The sequence below is a fragment of the Cobetia sp. PS-4MA genome (genome assembly GCF_057670765.1).
This window is the reverse complement of record NZ_CM173107.1, coordinates 2,259,067-2,282,949: the sequence shown is the minus strand read 5'-3', so window position 1 is coordinate 2,282,949 and position 23,883 is coordinate 2,259,067. Positions and strand designations below refer to the sequence as shown.

20 protein-coding genes and 1 pseudogene are annotated in these 23,883 nt (G+C 58.2%); 9 read left to right on the top strand and 12 right to left on the bottom strand.

Annotated elements, in window-relative coordinates; translation table 11 throughout:
* The first annotated feature begins 162 nt into the window (after positions 1-162).
* The 4 genes from AC26AR_RS09730 to AC26AR_RS09715 all read left to right on the top strand — a co-directional run bounded on the left by AC26AR_RS09730 (position 163) and on the right by AC26AR_RS09715 (position 4,971).
* Positions 163-1,770 carry a BCCT family transporter gene (locus AC26AR_RS09730; protein WP_488106875.1) on the top strand — a complete coding sequence of 536 codons (1,608 nt, stop codon included), beginning with the start codon at positions 163-165 and terminating at the stop codon, positions 1,768-1,770.
* Positions 1,771-2,294: 524 nt separating this feature from the next.
* The gene (locus AC26AR_RS09725) at positions 2,295-3,842 is read left to right on the top strand and encodes a catalase (RefSeq protein ID WP_404626739.1); all 1,548 of its coding nucleotides are present in this window, start codon (positions 2,295-2,297) and stop codon (positions 3,840-3,842) included.
* An 89-nt stretch (positions 3,843-3,931) separates the two neighbouring features.
* Positions 3,932-4,519, top strand: a complete 588-nt coding sequence (locus tag AC26AR_RS09720) for an ankyrin repeat domain-containing protein (RefSeq protein WP_488106874.1) — start codon at positions 3,932-3,934, stop codon at positions 4,517-4,519.
* A gap of 116 nt (positions 4,520-4,635) precedes the next feature.
* Entirely contained in the window at positions 4,636-4,971 is a 336-nt protein-coding gene (locus AC26AR_RS09715; RefSeq protein ID WP_488106873.1) for a hypothetical protein, read from the top strand.
* A 426-nt stretch (positions 4,972-5,397) separates the two neighbouring features.
* Here the strand turns inward: AC26AR_RS09715 and AC26AR_RS09710 are convergent, their stop codons facing one another.
* A complete protein-coding gene (locus AC26AR_RS09710; protein ID WP_488106872.1) occupies positions 5,398-6,075 on the bottom strand; it encodes an HAD family hydrolase in 678 nt (225 codons plus the stop codon).
* Between the two features lie 256 nt (positions 6,076-6,331).
* On the opposite strand from AC26AR_RS09710, the gene AC26AR_RS09705 reads away from it, so the two are divergent.
* Positions 6,332-6,808, top strand: coding sequence for a MarR family winged helix-turn-helix transcriptional regulator (locus AC26AR_RS09705; RefSeq protein WP_404626743.1), 477 nt, complete (start codon positions 6,332-6,334; stop codon positions 6,806-6,808).
* Between the two features lies 1 nt (position 6,809).
* A complete protein-coding gene (locus AC26AR_RS09700; protein WP_404626744.1) occupies positions 6,810-7,559 on the top strand; it encodes a siderophore-interacting protein in 750 nt (249 codons plus the stop codon).
* Between the two features lie 110 nt (positions 7,560-7,669).
* On the opposite strand, the gene AC26AR_RS09695 is transcribed toward AC26AR_RS09700, so the two are convergent.
* Complete coding sequence (locus AC26AR_RS09695) at positions 7,670-9,628, bottom strand: TonB-dependent receptor domain-containing protein (RefSeq protein ID WP_488106871.1); 1,959 nt, start codon at positions 9,626-9,628, stop codon at positions 7,670-7,672.
* Positions 9,629-9,936: 308 nt separating this feature from the next.
* On the opposite strand from AC26AR_RS09695, the gene AC26AR_RS09690 reads away from it, so the two are divergent.
* From AC26AR_RS09690 to AC26AR_RS09680, 3 genes and pseudogenes are all read left to right on the top strand, one after another.
* Positions 9,937-10,371, top strand: a complete 435-nt coding sequence (locus tag AC26AR_RS09690; protein ID WP_488106870.1) for a MarR family winged helix-turn-helix transcriptional regulator — start codon at positions 9,937-9,939, stop codon at positions 10,369-10,371.
* Between the two features lie 130 nt (positions 10,372-10,501).
* A pseudogene (locus AC26AR_RS09685) lies at positions 10,502-11,880 on the top strand (IS1380 family transposase).
* A 220-nt stretch (positions 11,881-12,100) separates the two neighbouring features.
* A complete protein-coding gene (locus AC26AR_RS09680; RefSeq protein WP_404626749.1) occupies positions 12,101-12,319 on the top strand; it encodes a hypothetical protein in 219 nt (72 codons plus the stop codon).
* 177 nt (positions 12,320-12,496) lie between these two features.
* Here AC26AR_RS09680 and AC26AR_RS09675 read toward each other — a convergent pair whose 3' ends face one another.
* The 10 genes from AC26AR_RS09675 to AC26AR_RS09630 all read right to left on the bottom strand — a co-directional run bounded on the left by AC26AR_RS09675 (position 12,497) and on the right by AC26AR_RS09630 (position 23,795).
* On the bottom strand, positions 12,497-13,804 hold the full coding sequence (locus AC26AR_RS09675; protein ID WP_404626751.1) for a TRAP transporter large permease: 1,308 nt from the start codon (positions 13,802-13,804) through the stop codon (positions 12,497-12,499).
* Positions 13,804-14,421 carry a TRAP transporter small permease gene (locus tag AC26AR_RS09670; RefSeq protein ID WP_488106869.1) on the bottom strand — a complete coding sequence of 206 codons (618 nt, stop codon included), beginning with the start codon at positions 14,419-14,421 and terminating at the stop codon, positions 13,804-13,806. The genes AC26AR_RS09675 and AC26AR_RS09670 overlap by 1 nt, the downstream gene beginning before the upstream one ends.
* A 74-nt stretch (positions 14,422-14,495) precedes the next feature.
* Positions 14,496-15,506: a TRAP transporter substrate-binding protein gene (locus tag AC26AR_RS09665; protein WP_404626753.1), complete on the bottom strand. Its 1,011-nt coding sequence runs from the start codon at positions 15,504-15,506 to the stop codon at positions 14,496-14,498.
* A gap of 142 nt (positions 15,507-15,648) precedes the next feature.
* Positions 15,649-16,722 (bottom strand): LacI family DNA-binding transcriptional regulator, encoded by a 1,074-nt coding sequence (locus tag AC26AR_RS09660; RefSeq protein ID WP_488106868.1) that lies wholly within the window; start codon positions 16,720-16,722, stop codon positions 15,649-15,651.
* 173 nt (positions 16,723-16,895) lie between these two features.
* Entirely contained in the window at positions 16,896-17,885 is a 990-nt protein-coding gene (locus AC26AR_RS09655) for a 2-hydroxyacid dehydrogenase (protein ID WP_404626756.1), read from the bottom strand.
* A gap of 67 nt (positions 17,886-17,952) precedes the next feature.
* Positions 17,953-18,927: a sugar kinase gene (locus AC26AR_RS09650; protein ID WP_488106867.1), complete on the bottom strand. Its 975-nt coding sequence runs from the start codon at positions 18,925-18,927 to the stop codon at positions 17,953-17,955.
* Between the two features lie 86 nt (positions 18,928-19,013).
* Positions 19,014-19,889, bottom strand: a complete 876-nt coding sequence (locus AC26AR_RS09645) for a sugar phosphate isomerase/epimerase family protein (protein WP_404626760.1) — start codon at positions 19,887-19,889, stop codon at positions 19,014-19,016.
* Between the two features lie 55 nt (positions 19,890-19,944).
* Positions 19,945-21,003, bottom strand: a complete 1,059-nt coding sequence (locus tag AC26AR_RS09640) for a LacI family DNA-binding transcriptional regulator (protein WP_404626762.1) — start codon at positions 21,001-21,003, stop codon at positions 19,945-19,947.
* 200 nt (positions 21,004-21,203) lie between these two features.
* Entirely contained in the window at positions 21,204-22,796 is a 1,593-nt protein-coding gene (locus tag AC26AR_RS09635; RefSeq protein ID WP_488106866.1) for an aldehyde dehydrogenase (NADP(+)), read from the bottom strand.
* Between the two features lie 222 nt (positions 22,797-23,018).
* Complete coding sequence (locus AC26AR_RS09630) at positions 23,019-23,795, bottom strand: SDR family NAD(P)-dependent oxidoreductase (RefSeq protein WP_404626764.1); 777 nt, start codon at positions 23,793-23,795, stop codon at positions 23,019-23,021.
* Positions 23,796-23,883 lie beyond the last annotated feature (88 nt).

The following is a 23,883-nucleotide window of genomic DNA, read 5'->3' as shown; positions in this document are numbered from 1 at the left end:
TCCCCGCGGTTGCCGGGAAAGTATAATGCGCGTGGAATAAAAAAATGTATAATACCGCGCTCTTTTCATTACGAAAAATTATTGAACACAACACAGCGAACTGTCCGAGCAAGAGCGACGTCTCGCCCCTCTTGCTCGGGCTTTCTCACTAAGGTGGTAGCCGTGCAAGAAGCCGTTCCCCCCGCCAGTGATGGCGATCATCTGGACCCCCGTGTCTTCATACCCGCCGTATTGGTCATCCTGGCCTTCATCGGCCCCGTCATCCTGTTCCCGGAGGCCAGCACCGCGCTGATCAATGCCGCCTTCGCCTTCGCGACCGGCAAGTTCGGCTGGCTGTATCTGGTGGCCGGCCTGAGCGTCGTCGGTTTCCTCATCTGGCTGGCCTTCAGCCGCTACGGCAACGTCCGCCTGGGCGGGGCAGAGGACACGCCCGATTTCTCCTATTTCAGCTGGGTGGCGATGATCTTCACCTGCGGGATGGGCATCGCGATCGTCAACTGGGCGTGGGTCGAGCCGATCTACTATTACACCTCGCCGGCCTATCACGTGGCGGCCAAGAGTCGTGAGGCCGCGGAGTGGGCGTTGGCCTTCGGTCAGTTCCATTGGGGGCTGACGCCGTGGGCCTTCTATTGCCTGCCGGGCCTGCCGATCGCCTACTCCATGTACGTCAAGAAGCGTGATGGCGTGCGTCTGTCCGTCGCCTCGCGCGGCGTGCTGGGCCGCCATGCGGATGGCGCCTGGGGCGTGCTGCTGGATTCCATCGTCGTGTTCGGGATCGTCGGCGGCGTCGGCACCTCGCTGGGGCTGGCGGTCCCGCTGGTGTCACAGCTGGTCAGCGGCATCCTGGGCGTTGAGGCCAACTTCGGATTGGAAGTCGCGGTACTGTGCATCTGGACGGCGATGTTCTCGGCCAGTGTCTGGTTCGGCCTGGCCAAGGGCATCAAGATTCTGTCGGACATCAACGTGATTCTGGCGATCTTCCTGCTGGCCTTCACCTTCATCGTCGGTGACTCGCAGTTCATGGTCGAAGGTTTCGTCAACAGCCTCGGCAAGACCTTGGGCAACTTCATCCCGATGAGTCTGTGGACCGACCCGGCGGGTGACTCCACCTTCTGGAAGGACTGGACCGTCTTCTATTGGGCCTGGTGGATCGCCTACGCGCCGATGGTGGGGCTGTTCGTGGCGCGTATCTCGCGCGGCCGTACCATCCGTGAACTGATCATCGCCGAGTTGGTATTCGGCTCGCTGGGCACCTGGGTGTTCTTCGCGGTGTGGGGCGGTTACGCGCTGGACCTGCAGATCAGTGGTGCGCTGGACATCAAGGCGCTCTTGGACAGTGGCGGTATCCCGCTGGCGGTGGAAGGCATCCTGCAGACCCTGCCGTATGCCAAGCTGGTCACGGTGGCCTTCATCCTGCTGTGCTTCATCTTCCTGGCGACCACGCTGGACAGCTCGGCCTACGTGCTGGCCTCGGTGACCTCACGCAAGCTGTCCGGGTATCAGGAGCCCAAGCGCTCGTTCCGCTTGATCTGGGCCTTCCTGATCGCGGCCGTCGGCGTTGCGCTGATCCAGTTGGGTGGCCTGCAGACCGTGCAGACCTCGACCATCGTGGTGGCGCTGCCGATGATTCCGGTGATGGTGATTCTGGCGCTCTCCATGCTGCGCTGGCTCAAGAATGACTTCCCCAAGGAAGAGCTGAATCCGGTGCTGGTCATCGATGACATGCCGGCGTTCCAGCGCAAGTCGAAGAAGGCGAAGCGCCAGGCGTAGTGGCTGGATGCGCTGAAAGATCTGTCGCAAGACTTGATGACAACGGCTCCTCACTTACGGCTCCTCAACATGAGGGGCCGTTGTCGTTTCTGGCAGTGGAGCGAATCAGGGTGCCTCCGGGGTGTCGATGGGCCATGACCTGAGACTTCGCGATGCCTGGATTGCATGACGGGTTTGTATGACAGGAATGTATGCCTGGATTGTATGACTGGGTGCAACAATCTTGGCCTGCTCTGCTGGCGTTCAGGCCATGGGAAAGCTCTCGCTCAAGGCAGGCGATTCTCACCTCTGGCGTGAAAGCCTCGTCATCGGGACATCTGGCTCAAGGCACACGCGGCAAGCTTGGCCCGCGAACAGGAAACCACGCCGCAGTTCTTGCTTGAGAGTGGCAGCGATTGATGCTTATTCTGCATCGTGTTAGTTTTTCGCTATTTCAGGGTTGGGTATTATTTATTTTTGCTATGGAAACTTCTCGCTAATACTCCTCGCCTCGTTACTCCCTGATTTTACGAGGAATTTCCGAGATGCTGAGCGTACGTTTTCCCATGAAGACCCTGACAGCCGTGGTGGCGCTGGGGCTTTCTGCAAGCAGTCTGGCGCAGCAGGAAGTGATGACACGTTCCAATGGAGCGCCGATCGGCAACAACCAGGACTCCCTGACCGCAGGTCCGAATGGCCCGACATTGCTGCAGGATCACCACCTGCTGGAAAAGCTGGGGCACTTCGAGCGTGAGCGCATTCCGGAGCGCGTGGTTCACGCGCGCGGTATCGGGGCCTACGGTGAGTTCCGTGCCACCGCGGATCTGACCGACCTGACCGTCGCGGCACCTTTCCAGGACAAGGGCCAGGTGACGCCGGTCTTCGTGCGTTTCTCCAGCGTGATCAACAGCAAGGGCTCGCCCGAGACTCTACGCGACCCGCGTGGCTTCGCCGTCAAGTTCTATACCGACCAGGGCAACTGGGACATGGTCGGCATCAACTTCCCGGTGTTCTTCATCCGCGATGCGATGAAGTTCCCGGACATGATCCATGCCCTGAAACCGGACCCGCGCACCAACCTGCAGGACCCGAATCGCTACTTCGATTTCTTCAGCCATATCCCGGAAAGCACCAACATGCTGACCTATCTGTACTCACCGCTGGGCGTGCCTGCCAGCCTGCGTGAGATGGATGGCTCCGGGGTCCACGCCTTCAAGTTCGTCAATGGCGAAGGTGACTGGAAATACGTGAAGTTCACCTGGAAGTCGCGTGAGGGCAACCACGGCATGTCGCCGGAAGAGATCGCCAAGGTGCAGTCCACCGACTTCAATCACCTGACGGATGATCTCTACACCCATCTGGACGAAGGCGATGACCCGGTCTGGGATCTCTATATCCAGACGCTGGACCCCAGCCAGCTGAACAGCTTCGACTTCAACCCGCTGGATACTACCAAGCTGTGGCCGCAAGACCTGATCCCGGCACGCAAGGTCGGTGAGCTGACGCTGAATCGCGTCCCGGACAACTTCTTCCAGGAAACCGAGCAGGCGGCCATGTCGCCGGCCAACCTGGTGCCGGGCATCGAGCCGTCGGAAGACCGCATGCTGCAGGGGCGTCTGTTCGCCTACGCCGATGCCCAGCGTTATCGCCTGGGGGCCAACTACTCTCAGCTGCCGGTCAACGCCCCCAAGGTGACGGTCCACAACAACCATCAGGATGGCGCGGGCTACTCCGCTCCGCGTTCCGGCTCCATCAACTACCAGCCGAGCCGCAACGCCGACTCGCTGGTGGACGACAGCCAGTACGAATACAAGCGTTACACCCTCAATGGCACTACCCAGCAGCAGCCCATCGGCAAGGAGCAGAATTTCGCTCAGGCCGGGGAGCTGTACCGCTCCTTCTCCGAGGAAGATCAGGATGACCTGATCGAGGTGCTGGGTGGGGATCTGGGCAAGGTCAAGAACGACGAGATCCGCAACATCATGGTCAGCTACTTCTATCAGGCCGACCACGAATACGGCGAGCGTCTGGCCAAGATCGCCCACGTGGACATGGACGATGTCGAGGAACTGATCGACGCGCAGCAGAAGTGATCTGACGCCTCGCGTGACAGGGCAGGGGGGCAATGCCTCCCTGCCATCTTCCCGACCGATTTCTGGACCAACCTCGAGGAGAGAGTCCCATGACCTTGACCGTGAATGCCCCCATCAGGCAATCCATCACGAACCTTGTCACCTTGATGCTCGCGCTCAGCGTCGCCGTCATGAGTCTGCTCGCCCTCCCGACGCAGGCGGACGAGGGCATGGACATCATGGATGCCGCGCGTGAGGGCGACAACGCCGCCATCGAACGCTACCACGACCAGGGCGGAGACCTGTCGATCACGGAATCCCACGGCTATACGCCGTTCATCATGGCTGCCTACTACGGGCATACCAGCACTCTGGCCCTGCTCAAGGGGTATGGGGTGGACGCCTGTGCCGTGGATGAAAGAGGCAGCAATGCCTTCATGGGCGTGGCCTTTCGTGGGCATGTCGAGACGGCAGACTGGCTGTTGGCCAATACCGACTGTGATGTGAATCATCGCAATGCCAGTGGCCAGACGGCGCTGATGATGGCCTCGCTGTTCGGGCGGGAAACCATCATCAGGCATCTGCTCGATGCCGGGGCCGACCCCGGAATTGCGGATCAGCAAGGCAATACCGCCGAGTCTCTGGCCGCCGCTCAGGGCCTGTCACGCATCGTCACCCTGGTGAAGTTCAACCTGTAAGGCGTGCAGAGGTTGCCTCTGCCATGCCCGAAGCACCATTGGACGGCTCGGCCGTCCTCTACCCGAGTGCCACTCCCGTTGGGGCGCTCACTCGACACCACCTGGAGTCTCTCTGAATGAAACGTCTGGTTCCCCTTGTCTGCCTGTCCATGCTCACTGCTGTCAGCACTCTCAGCCACGCAGAAGATAGCGTCTCCGATGCCCGGGTACGTGCTGCCTTGAGCGAGCCTCTGATCGCGGGTCACGCCCACGCGGCGTCCACGCGGCAGGCCGTCTTTGCCGCTACCGGCATGAGCACCTCGGCAGGGCGTTTGCAGCAGGCGCTGGAGCAGCCGCTGCAAGGCGTGCGCGGTGCCGCCGGTGGGATGATGAAAGCCCGCTATCAGGCCAATGATGCTGGCAAGAGTGTTTCTGCAACTCGAGTGGAGCACGCGCTCAACGACAGCGTGTAAGGCTTCGCCTTTCGAGTGATTGAGTGTCTGGCGACCAGCAACAACACCATCAATGGCTGACTCATGACGAAGCCCGTCCTTGCCTTGCGCTCGATGACTCGAAAGATCTCTGGAAAGCCCTGAAGAGAGACTCGCAGCAAGTCTCAGGAAAGCCCCCAGGACCACACGAGGAACTCTGCCTCCGCGCTCAGCGCCGGCCGAAAGGCCGCGATGGCATCCTTGCGCAAATGCATGTGACTGACTCGGGCCATCGCCCCTGATGCAGCAGCATGCAGGACGTGTCTTTGCCCAAAGATGACCTTGTCTGAAGCTGACCCTGCCCTGAATGTCCTGTCCCGACATTCCTTGCCCGCCTCCGTGCGGGCTTTCTTGTCTTGCGCGCCGGTTCGCGGTGCATCAGCTCTCCAGGAATCCGGCCCTGGCCGATCAGGGGTCGAGGCGTGCCACGCGCTGCGAGATCTCTCTGATCAGCGCTGGAAGCTCGCGTGCACTGCGCATTTTCAGTGCCCCGGAGGACGTGCCGAGGCCGTCCTCATGGTGGGCGAAGTGGATGACATGCATCCCGGCATCCAGCCCGGCTTTCACGCCGACGGCGGCATCATCGATCACCACGCAGCGCTGCGGCGCGAACCCCATCTGCTCGGCGGCGAGGCGATAGAGGCGTGGGTCCGGTTTCCAGACGCCCAGGGTGTAGGCACTGAAGATATGACCGTCAAAGAATCGCGCCAGCCCGGTGGTATCTAGCGCCAGGCGTACCTTGCGTTCAGGTCCGTTGGTGACCACGCCGCATGGGTAGCCGGAGAGCTCCGCCAGTGCCTGCGGCATGCCGGGCATGGCCGTGAGGCGAGCCGTCATCAGGTCCTCGAGGGTGGCACGCATGCGGGCCTCCATCTCATCCAGCCGCTCGGGGACCAGCGCGCCATGATGTGCCTCGAGTTCCGCGACGATGCTGCGAAAACGTACGCCCCGGAAATGATCCAGATACCGGGCGGCCGTGAAGGGCAGGCCGTAGCCGGGTAACGTGCTGGCAAGCGCTTCTGCCAGCAGGACTTCGCTGTCTACCAGAGTCCCGTCGGAGTCAAACAGCAGGCAGAGTTCGGCCATTGATGCCTCGTGGAGTGTCGGAAGTGATAGTTACGACATTAGCAGTTTCCTGAGGGTGGCGGCCATGGAACAAGTCGTTGAATTCACGCCTCTCATGGCGCGCGAAATGCGTCCGGATGGCGGAGTTGCCAGGCGGGACTGATATGGGCGACTGAGTTGGGCGAGCCAATGAGAATACGTCTTCTTTGGATACTTGTTGATAGTGTCAACCAACTACCCATATAGTTGCCCTTTAGCAACCAACTGATGGAAGACCATGGCAACGACCGCTTTGCATGAAGTGCTGCATCGTCTGATGCACGTCTATCGCAAGCAGCTGCGCGATGGCATCCAGCAGCACGGAATCGACTTGCCTGTCCTGCACATCCGGATGTTGAAGAGCATTGTCCGGGTTTCCGAATGTACCGCCCACAAGGTCGGGCAGCTGCTCGGGCAGGACAAGGGGCGTGTCACTCGCGTTCTGAACGAGCTGGAGGCCCGCGGGCTGGTGTCACGACACCAGAACCCGCAGGACCGGCGTAGTCAGCTGCTGCAGGTATCCGCAGCGGGGAGTGACATGCTGGAGCGAGTCAAGGTGCTGGAACAGGAGACGGCCCAGCGCATGGCCGGTGATCTCGGTGATGAGGAGATCGCGGCCTTTCTGAACACGGCGACTCGCATGATGGACAACGTCTCCGCATGCGGGGATTTCAGTGCTGATGTGCCCAATGGCAATGACGACAGGAGTGCGTGAGATGGCCAAGCCCGCGATGCGAGACCTCGAGGTGATTCGTACCCAGCGTGTCACCGAACACATGTTGCGCGTGACGCTGGGGGGCGAGAATATCGGCTCCCTTCCCGAAGACCAGGAGAGTGCCTACATCAAGCTGGTCTTCGCGCGTGGGGAAGGTGAGCGACCAATGATGCGCACCTACACCATTCGTCATCAGCGCGCGACCGAGATCGATGTCGATTTCGTGCTGCATGAAGAGGCAGGCCCGGCGTCTGTCTGGGCGGCCAGTGCCAAGCCGGGTGACAGCATCACCATCGGCGGCCCGGGGCCCAGGAAGTTGATCAACATGGCGGCCGACAGCTTCTTGCTGGCGGGTGACATGACGGCCTTGCCGGCGATCAGCGTCAATCTGGCCGAGCTACCGCTCCAGGCGCGCGGTCACGCCGTCATCGAGGTGACCAGTGACGCTGATATCCAGACACTGGAGCATCCGCCGGGGATCGAGTTGCATTGGCTGGTCAATCCACAGCCCGACCCGGAAGGGCGGCCGCTGCTGGAGAAAGTTGCCGCACTGCCTCGACAGGAAGGCCAGATCTCTGTCTGGGCGGCCTGTGAATTCGGCAGCATGCGGGCGCTGCGTGCTCACCTCAAGCAGGCCTACGAGATTCCCAAGTCCCACTTCTATGTCTCCAGCTACTGGAAGATCGGGCAGTCAGAAGACGGCCACAAGCTGGCCAAGCAGCAGGATGCCGAGGCGGAAGAGGCCAATTGATCCTTGCATCAATCGTGATCAGCGACTTGTCTCGCCATGAAAAATGCCCCACAGGCCAAGCCTGTGGGGCAATCTGACAGTCAACATGTTGCGAGCATTAGAGGACTGGGTCAGAAGCTGTAGCTGGCACCCAGGCGGATGTCGCGGCCCGGCTCCAGCATGCTGTCACCGCTGCTGAGCAGGAAGCTGCTGTGGTCGCTGTAACGCTTGTCGAACACGTTGTTGACCGCCAATGTCAGCGTCAGGTCCTGATATGAGGCGGGTGTCCACTGGGCGCGGATGTCGTGCGTCACGTAGCCCGGCTTCTCCTCGTCGCCTTCTGCCACGCGTTCCAGGCGTTCCACCGCATTGAGGGTATAGCCCAGGGTGACGTTGTGGTTCGGCAAGCGATACTGGTGATCCCAGGTCCACTTGTCGCCGGTGGAGGCGCCGATGTTCATCTCGTCGCCCAGCGGGTCGCCATCGTTGTTCTTCATCACCACCTTGGCATAGCCCAGACGCGTGTCGTAGCCGCCGACTCCCCAGTTCAGGCTGGCTTCATAGCCACGGCTCTCGACTTCGCCATCCTGGTTGTAGAGCACTGCCGGGTCACTGCCGCGATCATAGGCCTGATAGTTCTCGATATCGGTATGGAAGCCGGTCAGCGCGAAGCCGAGACGATCTCCTTCCATCAGGGCATCTCGCTGATGCCAATCCAGACCGATTTCACGTTGACGCGCCTTCTCCGGCTCAAGTCCCTGCGCGATGGAGACTTCATCGCCGATCAGAATCACTTCTCGCGCCTTGGCGCCACGAATGGCCTCGCCATATCCTGCATGCAGGGTGAGGTTGTCAGTCGCATCGACACTCAGAATCGCGTTCGGGGAGACCTCGCTGCCACTGACGCTGCCGGCCTCGCCGTAATCACTGTCGTAATCATCCAGGCGTGCACCGACGGACAAGGTCCACGGGCCCAGTGTCATGCGGTTCTGGGCGTAGACTCCCAGGTTGCGTGAAGTGTCTTCGTTGTTGGGGCCGGAGCTGCCGGCATCATCGGAACGACGGGTGCCCTGATCGTAGAAGTCCACACCAGTGGTCAGAGCATGTGCCACATCACCCGTCTTGAGACGGAAGGTGTTGCGAACATCCGCGCCGAATTCGCTGGAGCGGCTGGTGCTGCCCGCCTCGACACGGTCCAGTTCCTGAGTGGTGTGGTAGAGGGTGGTCTTGGTGTCGATCAGATCATTGCCCGGATGCCAGGCATGATTGATGGTGAAGGTCTCACGCTCCATTTCCTGATAGGTCGGCTGCTGCCTGCTGAAGCTTGGCATGTGCGGACGCGTGAAATAGGTGCCGTGATCGGTAGTGCGTTCGGCACTGATGCGCAGGTCCTGATCATTGACGTCTAGCAGTGATATCTTGAGCAGGTAGCCACGTTGCTGGCCTGCGGTCTGCTCCTGCTCACCGCCACCGCCAACTTCATAGTCATCGCTGTTGCGGCCGCTGATATACCCCATCAGGCCGAGATTTTCCCCCAGACGACCATAGAACGCCGTGGTGCCGGAAGTGGCGTCCGCCGCACTTTCGGTGCCGACGGATACGCGTGCGCCCAGGTCTTGGCCGGGCTGGAGCAGGTCCTGCGCATCCTTGGTCTCGAAGCGAAGGCTGCCGCCAAGCGCACCCGGGCCGTCATCGGCGGTCGCCGGGCCTTTATCGACTTCCGCCTGCTTGAGCAGTGCCGGATCAATGGTCAATCGGCCGGTATGGTGGAAAAGGTAGCCGCCCTGACGCGCGCCATCGATGGTGACGTTCAGGTTGGTGTCTTCCAGACCGCGTACATAGACCTTCTGGCCGATGGCGATGCCGCCGCCGCCGACACTGACGCCCGGTTCGGAGCGGAACAGGTCTTCCAGATCGCGTGCCTGACGCTGATCAATCTCTTCAGCGCTGATCACGACATTCCGTTCGAGGCGGTCTTCGCTGATGACGAGGGTGGATATGTCGTCGGCCGAGGCGTGGCCCGAGAGGCTCAGGGTCAACGCACTGGCGGAGAGGACGGCTGCGGTAAGCGGATGGAGACGGAGATGCACGTTGATTCCCTTACTTGAATAGTTATATCTTGCGGCTGGAAATGCTAATAGTTCTCAGCAATGAATTGCAAGATTCTTGCACAGTTTTTGCCTGAAAGGTTTGTTGGTGTCGTATCGGGGAGAAAGGTCGCGATTGAGTTGCTCGCGCAAGGCTATGCCACGTGCAAGCCGATAGGGTGGTGGGTCAAGGGGAGCTGGATAAGGGTGGCTGGACAAGGGGGCCGGGTATCGGTGCACTCTTGGTCGTGCTCGGTTATCGTGGACAGCATCTCCCTCCCTTGTGGACCACCGTTACGTGAGGCACCAGAGTGGATCAAGCAGAAGCCCTGTACGAGGCCGTCAATCAGCTTATCCGTGTCTATCAGTTTCGCGACAGGGAAAGCATCTGCCATCACAACGTCTCCGTCGCTCAATGCTATGCGCTGGAGACGTTGGTCAAGCGCGGGCCGCTGAGACTGCAGGCGCTAGCAGACGAGATGTACCTCGACAAGAGCACGACTAGCCGGGTCGCCGACTCGCTGATCCGCAAGCATTACGTGCGCAAGATCGAAGACCCCAACGACCGGCGTGCCGTTGAGCTCTCGCTGCCCCCGGAGGGCAGAGCGCTGTACCAGCAGATTCACGCCGAGCTGGTCGCGGAAGAGGCCTCCATGATCGAGGGTCTGTCGCCGGAGGTCGTCGAGGGCGCAGTGACGCTGCTCAACAAGCTGACCCTTGCCGCGCGCCAGCGCCTGGGTGACTGATTGAGCGCCTGGGAGTAGACATTAGCCCCGCTTATTCATGAGGCCGGCCTGAAAACGAAGATAGCAGATGGTATTCTCTTGAAAATTCAGTGTGTTCCGCCAAGAACCTGAACCAAGAGAGCCATCCGCTATGGGTGAAAGCCTATCTACCTGGACGCCCTCGTGCAACGGCGCTGTGCGTGTCGAGCTGAGCGGCCAACGAACCACCAGCGACAGCGGCGCGCTATTGCTGCGTGAAGCCCTCGACAACAGCGGCGTGATCGAGGCGCTGGAAGACAATCTGGTCGACCTCCGTAACCCGCTACGCGTCCGCCACTCACTGGCCATCCAGTTGCGGACCTTGGTGCTGCAACGGGCGATGGGCTGGATCGATCTTAGCGATACCGACGCGCTGCGCCACGACCCGCTCTGGCAGTTGGCCTGCAGTGATGCGCGTGGGATGACGCCCCTGGCCAGGACCGACCGTCTCAAGCCACGCTGTCGCGGCTGCTGACCTGCCTCGGGCGCAACGACAATATCGATGCCGTACACGAAGGCCTGCTGCGGCTGGTGGTCTGGCGGCTGACGCCGTTGAAGAACGGGGAGCGACCCAAGCAGCTGACGCTGGACATCGACGGCCTGCCGATCGAGGTCCACGGCCACCAGGGCGGTTCGGCGTTTCATGGCCTGTACGGGGCACGCATTGACTCGCCGCTGGTTGCCTCACTGGCCGAAACCGGTGACATGGTGGTTGGGCTGCTGCGCGAGGGCAACGCTGGTCCGGCCGAGAACGCTGATACCTGGATCCCGCATCTGGTGCGGCGACTTAATGAGAGCACCGGCGCCCAGGTTCGCGTGCGCATCGACGCCGGTTTCACCGACAACGCGACGCTGGAGGCCCTGGAGGATCGGGAGATCGAGTACCTGGGCCGGTTGCGCAGTCACACCGGTCTATAGAAGCTGGCAGCACCGCTCCTGAAGCGGCCACCCGGCCGGCCACCCGAGCAGCCTCGGGAGTGGTGCCACGATCTGGAGTACCAAGCCGGCTCCTGGCCGACACCGCGTCGCGTAGTGCTGGTGGTGCAGGAACGCCCCGATGACCTGCTGCTGCATGCCTTCTTCCTGGTCACCAACCTCGGCAAGTTCGACTGGCCGCCGGAGAAGATCCTGGCGCTCTATCGCAAGCGGGGCAGCGCCGAAGCCCATATGGGCGAGGTGAAGTCGGCGCTCGACGTGCACCTCTCGTCGACCAATCGTGGCGCCCCCACCGTTCAGGACGTGATGGCCCGCAACGAGGTGAGCCTGCTGCTGAGCCTCTACGCCTACCAGGTCCTGCATGGCCTGCGCTGCCTCCTGGAGCGGCAAACCCGACAAGGCTGGAGTCTGAGTCGGATGCGCGAGCAGGTGCTCAAGGTCGCCGCCACGCTGAGGCTGCACGCTCGGCGAATCACCGTTCATCTGGGTGCCGCCGCCGACAAGTGGTGGCCGACGCTACTGAAGGGGCTGCCGAAGCTGACCGCACTGAGCTGACGCTCCTGCGAGACCACCACAGCACCAGAAGTCGAGCGGCCGCAGCGGTCGGCGATCACGGCTGCTTGGACGGCCGCAATCGATTCCAAAGAGTTATAAAAAAGCGAAAAAAGGACCGCGCTCCGGCATTACTTAATAGCCACTCGTGCTGAAGAGTCCGGTCCTGGTAAGCGATGTCAACAGCCACCACCTTCAAACCGTGCAATCAGCCCCCTCGTGAATGAGGCGGGATGACAGCTTCGAGGCGCATCCCGAGCGGTTCACGCGCGGGCGCCCCAAAGTGGCGATGCCGCCGGCCAGTGTCTCGATCAATCCGGTACAGCCCGATGACGACGACCCGGCACCCTACAGCGTGGTGAGCTTCCCGACCCTGCCGGTGGCAAGCGACACCGCGACGAAATCGACATTAATTTTTAACAAGCTGTCCGAATCAGGTTGACAGGTTCCGAGTGCGTCCCGGCACGTTGGAGTGAGGTGGGCATGAATATGCCGCCAAGGGAAGGTTGGGGAGTGTTCAAGGGCGAAAGATTGGTAGTTCCGGACATTCCTCAAACAGTTTTTGGAATGTCCGGATAATGGCAGTTTCTAAGTCAATGGGGGCTTGGTAAGTGTGCCTTCAGACAAAATCCGGTGCTATCAGTCGGGGCATAGCAAGTATGAGGTCCGGGAAGAAGATTAGTAGCACTATGACAGCTAGCATCATAGCAAGGTAAATCATGGTCATCCCCAGCGCCTTCAATAATGGAATACCACCTATTTTGGCTGAAATCATAAGACACAAGCCATAGGGGGGAGTCACCAGGCCCATACCAAGTGCCATCACTCCAATTACACCGAATTGTATTGGATTAACTCCAGCCGCCATCGCTAATGGATAGAAGATGGGGGCCATAATAGCCATGGCGGGTAGCGAGTCCATAAAGGTACCGATTAGCAGCATTACGGCTGTCATCACTAGTAGTAGCACGATGGGATCGCTGATGCTGACGCCTTCCATCAATTTTGGTGGGATCTGATAGAAACTGATCAAGTAGCCGAAGATGGAGGCTCCAACCAAGCTGAACAACGAAAGAGAACATAGCTTGACGGTATCGGTCGAGGCAGCGAACACTTGCCGAACACTGAGTTCACGGTAGACCACAAACCCGAGTGCCAGTGCATAGAGTACTGCAATTACTGCAGCTTCTGTCGGTGTAACGATACCACTAATGATGCCACCGATGATGACAATGGGGATCCCCGCGGCCAGTAAGCCATCCTTACCTGAGCTCATCAGTTCGGCCATTGAGGCGCGCTTGCGCACGGGCACATCGTACTTGCGCACGAATACCATATTCAGGCCGAGTTGAGCCATTCCGATCATCAATCCTGGGATGATGCCGCCCAGGAATAGTCCAGCAATCGAGGTGTTGGTCAATGCACCCCAGATAATCATGTTGATCGAGGGCGGAATGATGATACCCATGACGGAAGATGCTGCCGTGACAGCAACCGAGAAGTTTACTGGGTAACCTTCACGTTTCATGGCAGGGATAAGTACGGTGCCGATACCTGCACTGTCAGCAGTTGAGGAGCCGGATACGCCGGCGAAAAGCATACTGACCAGTACGTTGACGTGTGCCAATGCTCCTCTGACGTGTCCTACCAAACGCATGCACAGAGTGATTAGGCGGTCCGTTATTTGAGCGGCATTCATCAAGTTTCCTGCTAGAAGAAATAGCGGGACTGCCAACAGCACGAAGGAGTCCATTCCGTTGTACATGCGCTGGAACATGATCCAAAAGGTGAGTCGTGGATCCAGAAAGATAATGCTGGTCGCGGTTAGAACCAAGGCCATGGCAATAGGTACACCAAGGACAATAAGAATGCCTAGTAGCGCAAACAAAGCCCAAGGCAAGATGGAAATTATATCCATAGGCAGCATCAGGTATTGCCCCCCTGTTTTAGTGCGCCATTGGTAGGAGATAAAGAGGTTATAGTGCCTTCATGTGCGGACATGTAATTGGGCGCCATGTCATCCACGGCGTTTGGAGTGTTAAGAAAATTCTCCATGGCTGGCATGCCGTGCAGTGCAGCGTATAGCAGGCGTTCAAAACTGAATAGAATGATGAAGACGCCAGAGGCAGTGAAAACACTGTAGACATATACCATCGAGATACCAGAAGCAGTTGCACTGCGTCGCAGGCCGGAAATACCGAAGTCCTTTCCAAACCAGACGAAGATAATACCGGTGGCCAGGCAGGCCAGGTCACGTATCCAGCGTGTTACTTGATCAGCGCAAGTACCGCTCGGGAAAGCCTCCAACACAAAATGATCTGCATGCAGCACACCTACCGCCGTCCCCAACATGATCATCCACTGGAATGCAAAACGACTGAACTCCTCTGTCCAGAATAAGCGGGGGAGTAGTGGCAGGTTACGACTAATAATCTGATAGATGATGAGTGCGATGAACCCGAACAGCAATGCGAGAAGCAAAGCATACAAGACTCTTTCAAGCACACGGTTCAAGCGTGTCAGTGCGGAGAGAATAAGCGACATAAGCGCTGTCCTCGTCTATTGGGTTAGAGGCCGGCACCCCGTATGACGAGATGCCGGTTCATCGTCAGTTCCGCTTAGTTGACACTCTTTATCATCTGGTAAAGGTCAGTCAGATCCATATCGGCGACTACTTTCAGAAGAGGTTCTTTGACCATCTCCTGCATTTTATTGCGATCAACTCTGTGTAGGGTCATTCCTTGTTTAACAAGTGTGTCGAGGGCTTCGGCATCTTGTTCGAGCTGCGCCTTGCGGGCATAGGCGGCTGACTCACGGGCTGCCATCGTGACTGCTTGCTGTTCGCTTTCGTTAAGGCGCTCCCATGTCTGTTCTGACATGGTCAGAAGGCGAACGGTAATGTCGTGATCTGTCATGACAAGGTGCGGGGCTACTTCGTTGAATCGCATCCGTAAGACCCATTCCGGTTCGTTAAGTAGACCGTCGATGGCACCCAGTTGCAGACCGGTATAAATCTCTTTCCAGGCCATGACCGATGGCTTGACTCCAATAGCCTGCCAAGCAGCGATCAAAGGTTTGGTTGGGTTGGTACGTATCTTCAACCCTTCTAGGTCTGCAAGGCTATTCACTGGTTTGGTGCTGACAACTTCGCGTTTACCACCGCCAAAGTAAGCCAATACCTTGACTCCAGTTTCCTGTGAGATGCGGTCGGCGATCTGTTGGCCCACTTGACCATCCAAAACCTTCTGCCAGTGATCGACATCTCGATAGAGAAAAGGTACCGAGAAGATGTTGGCAGAATGAGAGAAGTCCGTAATTAGTCCCGGGCTGACGATGGCCATGTCGAGCGCACCAGCCATTTCTTGCTCAAACATTTCCGTCTCATGCCCCATGACCGAGTTCCCGAGGATGGTGACGCTAATTTCACCATCGGTTTTCTCAGACAGCAGCTCACTGAATCGCTCTGCGCCAAGCTGATAAGCTGTTTCAGCCGTGCCCCCGTGGCCAAACCGCAGGTCCATGGCATGTGTCGTAGTTGAAGCCCCAAGGACTACTGTCAATAGTGAGCCCTTGAGAAGAGTGCGAGGTAGGCGACGAATTTTTTTTGGATCGATCCATTTAATGTTCATGATTAACTCCTGGCGTGGCATTGTTGTTGTCAGTGGGTGGCGCAGTGTAAGGGGCGAAGCGATTAGTGTCTGGCGCAATTGGATGCGATATTCAATATCTGATTCTCATGCACCTAAACTAGGTTGATTATGTAAGTAATTCTTAATTGAGGCATGCAGGAATATTTCCTTGGATGTCGATCTCGCGGAGTGGTTTACCACACGAGTCCCGAATCACCAGGCTTGGTGATAGCACAACCTGCTCACGTGGGGCCGTGGGAGCAGCTATTCGGCGCAATGCCAATCGAGCCGCCTGTTCACCAATCGCATAAGGATGCGTGGCCACACTTGTCAGAGGCGGATCGCCCAAAGCTGCCTCTTCGACATCATCAGTGCCGATGACTGCGCAGTCTTTACCCGGTGTTAGACCTATGCGCTTGAGCCCCAGCATGACACCGAAGGCCACCATGTCGTTGTGACACATGACTGCCGTGGGCCGAGGGGTTTCCTGCATTAACTCTTGAATAAGCAGGAATCCATCCTTGCGAGTGACACCTTCGCCACGAATCAGGCGGCGATAAACAAGCCCATGGCGTAGGAGGCACTCATCATAGGCCTTGAGGCGATCCTGACTGACGGCGTGCTCGGCGCCGCCGACGAAGGCGATGCGCTGATGACCAAGTGATACCAAGTGATCCATCCCCAGTCTTACGACATGACGGAAGTCAGTGCCTGCGTAATCGAACGGTGGGGTGCCGATATAACGCAGAATTTGGACGCAAGGCATACCCCAGCCTTCGAGCGTTTCGATTAAGTCAGGTGAGCTGCCGGCGGCAGGACACAGAAGGAGCCCATCGACACGGTGTTCGCGCATGCGTTCAAGGAAACGTTGTTGGCGAGGCACTGAGTCTTCGCTGTTGGCTAGGAATGACACATAGTCCTGCTGGGTTAGTTCCGCATTGATACCTGCCACCATGGCACCGAAGAATGGATTGGCAATATCATAGACCACGACGCCCAGCGTTTGCGTGGGTCCTCCACGCATGGCAGCGGCACCGCGATTGTAGACATAGCCTAATGTCTTGATCGATTGCTGGACCTTGCGACGTGTTCGCTCCGCCACCAGTGGGCTTTCGCGCAGTACCAGCGATACCGTGCTGCGCGAGACACCAGCATGGGCGGCAATGTCTTGCAGAGTAACGCTACTGTTGTCGCGTGGGAGTCGAGTATCGGTCATGAGAAGGGCGATTCCTGTAGCAATTTGCGCTGGTCAGGCGATGGAAGTCACTGGATGTTCTGCATCTTTTAGATTGATCCAAATCATACCGTCAAATTAGCGCCTATTTCGTAATTCATCGACTCTTCTTTGGTCTAGAGTCTTACGCGGTCGCCTAGTGGCAAGGCAATAAATTAAATAGAGGATCTTCTAGTCAGTACTTCTGAGTTTACCGGGCTTATCGGGTGATTACCCGCTAGCGCCAGAAGCATGTTATCCACTGCGCGTTGGGCCATTGATGCACGCGTCTCATGGGTGGCCGACCCGATGTGAGGTAAGGCAACCACGTTGGGCATATGCGGGAGGGGAGATTCAACTGGCAGTGGTTCCTGCTCGAACACGTCCAGCCCTGCCGCGCCAATTTGCCCCGTGTTTAGCGCTTCAATCAGCGCCTTCTCGTCGATGACCTTGCCGCGCGAGATATTGATAAGAATGCCGTTGGGCTTCATGCGCTTCAAGGCAGCTGAATCGATTAGCTTTTCAGTATCTGCATTCAGTGGCACGCTCACGCAGACGAAGTCGGAAGTTGCCAGCAGTTCTTGCAAGTTTAAGCGCAGTGCCCCCAGTTCCTTCTCCAGCTCGGGTTTTGGCGATGCCATGGTATAGCGTATTTGCATGCCAAATCCTAACGCTCCTCTGCGTGCGATGGCGGCACCAATACGTCCGAACCCTACCATCCCCAGTGTCTTTCCATGAACATCGCTCCCGAAGAGATCAGGTCCAATGCTAGATTTCCAGTGACCGTCTTTTACCCAGTTGGCCAGTTCAACTGCTCGACGTGCAGTCGCCATGATCAGAAGAAATCCAGTATCTGCTGTGGTTTCGGTCAATACATCCGGTGTGTTGCACAGCAGAATGTTTCGCTCGGTCAATGTGGCTAGCGGATAATTGTCGTAGCCCACCGAGATGCTTGCGATGGTTTCCAGATGCGGCGCGCTATCGATAAGCTTTGGTGTGACCTTGAGCCCAGCAGTGATGAGACCATGTGCCCTGGAGAGCGCCGCATGAAAGGCTGGGCTATCCGCGTCTTCATGATGCTCGAAGTAATCGACATCGTGATGCTGTCGGAGCTGTGCAAGCTGTTCCTCGTTGAGTCGGCGAAAGGCAACGATACGTTTTCTCATGAGGTGTCATTCCTGTGTCGATAAAAACAAAATTTTTGTGCTGCTTGGCGTCTGCTTATCAACCGGGCTATTGGGTGAGATCTTTCAGTTGATCACGGTTTGGTAAACCCTCCATGTCACCTATAACCTGGACGGCACGAGCTCCTATTAAATTGGCACGATGCAATGCTTCAGATGGAGTGAAGCCTTCTAATAAGGCGCTGATAAGACCTACGGCAAAGCCATCACCAGCTCCAACGGTATCTAGGACGCGTGTTACCGGAATACCTTCGACTGTGTAGGACTCAAGCTGGCCATTGAGGAGGCCTCGATAGTAGCTACCTTGTGGGCCGAGTTTGATAATGACAGCTCGCGCACCGCGTTCGAGATAGAAGTCAGCGATGGCTTCTGGTCTCTCATGGCCACTTAGAAGCCGCCCTTCAGATAGTCCAGGTAATACCCAATCAGCTCTTGCTGCCAGAGCATTGAGAGTCTCACGCATCACGTTTTCGTTTTTCCACAAGGAGGGGCGCAGATTGGGGTCGAACGAGATACTGGCTCCAGCATCGCGAGCCTTAACCATCATGTATTCGGAAAGCTCGCAAGTGACTGAAGATAGCGCGGGGGGAATCCCTGTGGCATGTAAATGACGCAATTGTGAGAAGTCGATATCTTTCGCATCTTTAATGCATAGCTGGCTTGCAGCACTGTTACGGCGGTAGTACTCCACTGCAGGATCCTCGCTATCATTGGCGCGTGCCTTGAATACCAGTCCGGTGGAGTGTAGGGGGTCGGTATGCAGGAACTGGCAGTCCAACCCCTCACTAACGAGTGTCTTGCGTAGATAGCGTCCAAAGCTGTCGTCACCTACGCGACTCAACCAACCGACATGAAAACCCAGCCGTGCCAGCCCGATAGCGACATTAGTATCTGCGCCTGCGACTCGGCGATGAAAGTGATCTACGCATTCTAGAGCACCGGTTTCATCGGCTACCAGCATGGCCATCGCTTCGCCAAAAGCGATTATCTCTGGAGAATTTGTTTGAGGGTGTGATTTGTTCACGAATACTCCTGGAATGAGTGAGTGAGAAAAGAAAGATCCAGCCTTTGGTAAAGCGGTTACAAAAAGCGCGACTAGAGACGAGGTAGCTATTGAGTAGTAGTTATCGCTCTCAGTCGCTCGACTTCGCGACGGGTAATGCTTGTCAGGGCGGCTGACAGATAGCGGAAATCGATATTTCCCATTTCGTCCTTCGCAAGAGATGATGTAGGTTGCAGGGGATATTCAATTGCACGCATGACATCTTTAGGGAAATGGCGGAACATTGAAGACCACTCGATAAGATCTCTATCACTTGGTACGCACGCGTGGCGTTTACCTGCGGTGTCAGAGCTCACGCCTTTGCAGTGTACATAGCGTACATGCCGGCCAAGGCGCTCCGCGGCATGCTGTGCGCTGGCCCCACACCATTGCCAGTTACCGATATCGAACGTCATGCCTAATGAACATCCAGCATGTTCGGCATCTTTCAAACAGGCAATCATCGCGGAGAGAGAGCCACCTCGTGAGGTCTGATCATTCTCGATCAGTATTTGAGGGACTCCGCTATCGGCAAGCAAGGACGACAGCGCTTCCCAAGTATCTCGACCGGCACCACGATAGTCACCCAGTGCGAACTTGATGCTTTCTGCACCCAGTGCATTTGCTTCGCGTAGTCGTCTAGATACGCTTTCGGCAGGACGCGTTGCATTCCAGAGTCCATCTGCGGTGGAATAAATGACGCCAAGTGCACGTTCTGCGCATTGCGCGCCTAGCATATCGAAAGCTTGGAAGTCAGTAGGTAATAATTCGCGACGAATCTCGACCTTGTCGGCCTCGGCCTCATGTATCCAGTCCAGGCTAGCGGCCTGCCCCTGTGCCAGCATTAAGGTACTACCGAAAGCAGAGGTGCAGACGGCAACCTGCGGAAGAGTTGAAGAGCGATCAAGTTTTGGTACCGATACCATTTTCAGGTGTGAGCTCATTTTTCTGGTCTCTTTATGATGGTTTAGACATGTCTGAAATGAAAACTTGATTGATTCAGATAGCGTGGAGGTCAGGGCAGGATGTTGAGCCACGCTTGATCAATGTTGGGTGATAGCGGATATGGCGTGATTGCCCGACGTAAGCCTCACGACTGCGTTCTAGAAGACAGGCAAAAGCCCGTCGTCCGATTTCTTCCGTGGGCTGCGCCAATGTCGTGATACCAGGCGTCAATAAGCTGCACCATTCCAATTCATCAATGCCTAGGAGGCCAATAGAGCCGGTATTTAGCTTGAGTTGTTTGAGGCAACGTGCCGCCATCAACGTCATGTTGCCATTACCACAAAGGATGGCAGGTTGACTTGCCGTGGATATGAATTGCTCTACCACGGGCACCAATGACGTCAAACCATCGGACATCGACAGTATGAAGGTCTTACCATTGATTGTGCTTTCCTGCGCGGTTAGTTGGTAGGTGAGTCGTGACAAGCGCTCCTGACGTGAGCTTGCGTGGTTCACCGGTTCGCTCAGGTAGAGAACGTCTCGATACCCAGTCTCGATAAGATGCGCTATGGCCATGTCGATGGTGGCATCATTATCGAGACCGACCATGTCAGCCTCTACCCCCGGTAATTGTCGGTCCAATAACACCATTGGTAAGCCAGTTGAGGCTAGCTCTGCAAGCTCTTGGCTGACACGTCCGCTGGCATTGACTACCAAGCCTTCAATGCCGTAACTAATTAACTGTGCGATATGGGCCTGCTCAAGGCGAGAGTCATTGTCAGTATTGCAAATCATCAAGGAGAAGCCTTGTTCGCGTGCAGCTTGCTCTATGCCATGCATGACAGCCACCGAAAAGGGGTTACGGATATCTGCGACCAGCATGCCAATCAGGCCGGTGCGCCCCCCTTTAAGGCTGCGTGCCATTAGGTTTGGGCGATAATTGAGACGGGAAGCCGCGCGAGCGATGCGTTTCTGAAGATCGAGTGACAGTTGCTCGCGAGCCCCTCCAAAATAACGTGAAACGCTTGTCTTGGATGCGCAAGCCTCTTGCGCAACTTGCTTTAGAGTAGCGCGGCGACTGTGAGCGGGGGGGCTAAGTTCATCTGGTGGCATGTCACGCTCGTATTATCGAAGTAATGGTATCGTTCCCATCGTAGTGTTCCTTAATTAGGTTGCAAGCTGGTCTTTGGTCTCAGGTAAAGGGGGCGCATAGCTATTTTCTTACGCCCCCAGGGTTGATCTACATCAGGGAGGTCATGTGGTCGTATGGCTTTTAGGCGGCGCAGACGCGGCTCTGCTAGGTTCAGGTCTCTTCACACTCGCTTGCCGTCCACCAGACGCGGCAGGTCATGGGTGCTGTCACGCAGGGTCGGGCTCAGCAGTGCCTCGGGCAGATCCTGATAGCACACCGGACGCAGGAAGCGTTCGATGGCCGTGCTGCCCACCGAGGTGGTGCGGCTGTCAGACGTTGCCGGCCAGGGGCCACCGTGGACCATCGCCTGACAGACTTCGACACCCGTCGGCCAGCCATTGGCGAGAATGCGACCGGCGCGACGCTCGAGCACCGGCATCAGGGTGCGGGCGGCGTCGATATCGGCATCGTCCTGGTGCAGGGTGGCGGTCAGCTGGCCTTCCAGGTGCTCGCAGACCGCACGCATCTCGTCCAGATCGCGACAGGCGATGACCAGCGAGCTGGCACCGAAGACTTCTTCCTGCAATGCGGCTTTATTCAGGAAGTCGCTGCCGGTGGTGCGGAACAGCGCGGTCTGACACGGACTTGCGTTGTCGCCATCCAGTGCGCCGCGCGCGACTTCCTGTACCTGGGGCAGGGCGGAGAGCTTCTCCACGCCACCCCTGTAGGCGTCGTGGATACCCGGCGTCAGCATTGTCTGGCAGGCACTGGCCGCGACATTGTCGGCGGCGGTCTTGAGGAAACGCTCCAGCGCTTCGCCTTCGAGGGCCAGTACCAGTCCCGGGTTGGTGCAGAACTGGCCGGCGCCCATGTTGAGCGAGGCGATGAAGGCCTGTCCTAGCCCTTCGGCACGGGCTTCCAGCGCGGCCGGCATCAGCAGTACCGGGTTGATGCTGCTCATCTCGGCGTAGACCGGGATCGGCTGAGGACGTGCCTGGGCGGTCTTGAGCAGTGCGGTACCGCCACTGCGTGACCCGGTGAAGCCTACGGCCTGAATGCGCGGGTCATTGACCAGTGCCTGACCTAGGGTGTTGCCGCTGCCGTAGAGCAGTGAGAAGACGCCTTCCGGCAGATTGCAACGTGTCACGGCGCGCTGGATGGCGCCGCCGATCAGCTCGGACGTCCTCGGGTGAGCGGAGTGTGCCTTGACGATGACCGGGCAGCCAGCCGCCAGTGCCGAGGCGGTATCGCCACCGGCCACCGAGAAGGCCAGCGGAAAGTTGCTGGCCCCGAAGACGGCGACAGGGCCGAGGCCGATGCGACGCTGGCGCAGGTCGGCGCGAGGCACCGGGCTGCGTTCCGGCATGGCCGGATCGATGCGCACATCCAGCCACTCGCCGGCGCGTACGACGCCGGCGAACAGGCGCAGCTGACCGCAGGTCCGGCCACGTTCCCCTTCCAGACGAGCCCGCGGCAGGCCGGTTTCATGAAGGGCGCGCTCGGTGATCTGCTCGCCGATGGCCTCGATTTCCTCGGCGATGGTCTCGAGGAAGCCGGCGCGGGTTTCAGTATCCGTTTCCCTGAAGCTGTCAAAGGCGTCGTGTGCCAGCTGGCAGGCCAGCTTCACCTCACGGGCACCACCGGCCGGATAGCCCGGCGCCAGGCGCTCACCGTTGGCAGGATTGATGGCGTGTACCGGCTTGCCGTCGGACAGCAGACTCTGCTGTCCGATGATCTGGTGTCCGCGCAGTGTCGTCTGATCGGAAGGTGACATAACGCGTCTCTCTTTTCGTGGGGCGTTCTTTTCGTGGGCACAGTCCGGGATGTCTCGCCTCCAGCGCCCTCATGGGGCGCGATGCGGGACAAGGGAATGCTCGTCTCGACTGACGGTGCATGGCGGAACTGTTGCGTGCCGACATGTCATGAGGCCGAGGGCGAGACATTCAGGCTGCTGGGGTGCGTCTAATGGGCGCGATGCCGTCGTAGGCGGTATTTCTCACGGGCATATCTGGCCGCCATTGATGTCGATCACTTGGCCCGTGATGTAGCCACTGGTGGCGTGGGAGGCGAGGAACAGGAAGGTCGGTGCGCATTCCTCGGAGGTGCCGAAGCGGCCCATGGCGATGCTGCCGGCGATCTTGGCACGCAGCTCTTCACTCTTGTCGGCGTGGAAGACGGTATCGATGGTGCCTGACGACACGATGTTGAAACGCACGTTGTCCTTGGTGAATTCCTTCACCCAGTTGCGGTGCAGATTGTGCAGCATGGCCTTGGTGCCACCGTACAGGGAGGCGCCCAGGCCACCGCCCTCGCGGCCCGCGATGGAACCGGTGCTGATGACGCTTGCGGTGGTGCCGGAATCCTTGGCGGAGGCCTTCAGATGCGGCATGGCATATTTGGTCGTCATGATCGCGGAGCGCAGGTTCAGATCCATCACCAGGTCGAAGGCGGCATCATCCAGGCTCTCGAGTCCTGCGCGCACGCCCAGACCACCGGCATTGTTGACGAGCACGTCCATGCCGCCGAAGGCCTTGGTGAAGTCTTCTACCAGTGCAGCGCAGCCTTCGCTGGTGGACAGGTCGCGCGCGAAATATTCAAAGCGAGCACCGGTGGCTTCCATCTGGGCGATGGCGTCGCGAGCGGCGTCATCCTGCTGGCGGCTGTTGATGCCGACCACTGCCCCTTCACGGGCGAAGGCCACGGCGGCTGCCAGACCAATACCCTTGGTGGAGCCGGTTATGAGGACTTTCTTCTGCTTGAGATCGGTGAACATGTGGGATTACTGACGGTGGAATGCCGTACGCTCTTGGAGGCGGCATGGCGAATGAAAGGTGGAGGAAGTTGCGGCGAGCATTGGCTCC

Excerpts from the sequence above, each read along its gene's own strand:
- AC26AR_RS09725 (WP_404626739.1), top strand. The coding sequence starts at position 2,295 with ATGCTGAGCGTACGTTTTCCCATGAAGACCCTGACAGCCGTGGTGGCG.
- AC26AR_RS09720 (WP_488106874.1), top strand. The coding sequence starts at position 3,932 with ATGACCTTGACCGTGAATGCCCCCATCAGGCAATCCATCACGAACCTT.
- AC26AR_RS09715 (WP_488106873.1), top strand. The coding sequence starts at position 4,636 with ATGAAACGTCTGGTTCCCCTTGTCTGCCTGTCCATGCTCACTGCTGTC.
- AC26AR_RS09710 (WP_488106872.1), bottom strand. The coding sequence starts at position 6,075 with ATGGCCGAACTCTGCCTGCTGTTTGACTCCGACGGGACTCTGGTAGAC.
- AC26AR_RS09705 (WP_404626743.1), top strand. The coding sequence starts at position 6,332 with ATGGCAACGACCGCTTTGCATGAAGTGCTGCATCGTCTGATGCACGTC.
- AC26AR_RS09700 (WP_404626744.1), top strand. The coding sequence starts at position 6,810 with ATGGCCAAGCCCGCGATGCGAGACCTCGAGGTGATTCGTACCCAGCGT.
- AC26AR_RS09680 (WP_404626749.1), top strand. The coding sequence starts at position 12,101 with ATGAGGCGGGATGACAGCTTCGAGGCGCATCCCGAGCGGTTCACGCGC.
- AC26AR_RS09675 (WP_404626751.1), bottom strand. The coding sequence starts at position 13,804 with ATGCTGCCTATGGATATAATTTCCATCTTGCCTTGGGCTTTGTTTGCG.
- AC26AR_RS09670 (WP_488106869.1), bottom strand. The coding sequence starts at position 14,421 with ATGTCGCTTATTCTCTCCGCACTGACACGCTTGAACCGTGTGCTTGAA.
- AC26AR_RS09665 (WP_404626753.1), bottom strand. The coding sequence starts at position 15,506 with ATGAACATTAAATGGATCGATCCAAAAAAAATTCGTCGCCTACCTCGC.
- AC26AR_RS09660 (WP_488106868.1), bottom strand. The coding sequence starts at position 16,722 with ATGACCGATACTCGACTCCCACGCGACAACAGTAGCGTTACTCTGCAA.
- AC26AR_RS09655 (WP_404626756.1), bottom strand. The coding sequence starts at position 17,885 with ATGAGAAAACGTATCGTTGCCTTTCGCCGACTCAACGAGGAACAGCTT.
- AC26AR_RS09645 (WP_404626760.1), bottom strand. The coding sequence starts at position 19,889 with ATGAGCTCACACCTGAAAATGGTATCGGTACCAAAACTTGATCGCTCT.
- AC26AR_RS09640 (WP_404626762.1), bottom strand. The coding sequence starts at position 21,003 with ATGCCACCAGATGAACTTAGCCCCCCCGCTCACAGTCGCCGCGCTACT.
- AC26AR_RS09635 (WP_488106866.1), bottom strand. The coding sequence starts at position 22,796 with ATGTCACCTTCCGATCAGACGACACTGCGCGGACACCAGATCATCGGA.
- AC26AR_RS09630 (WP_404626764.1), bottom strand. The coding sequence starts at position 23,795 with ATGTTCACCGATCTCAAGCAGAAGAAAGTCCTCATAACCGGCTCCACC.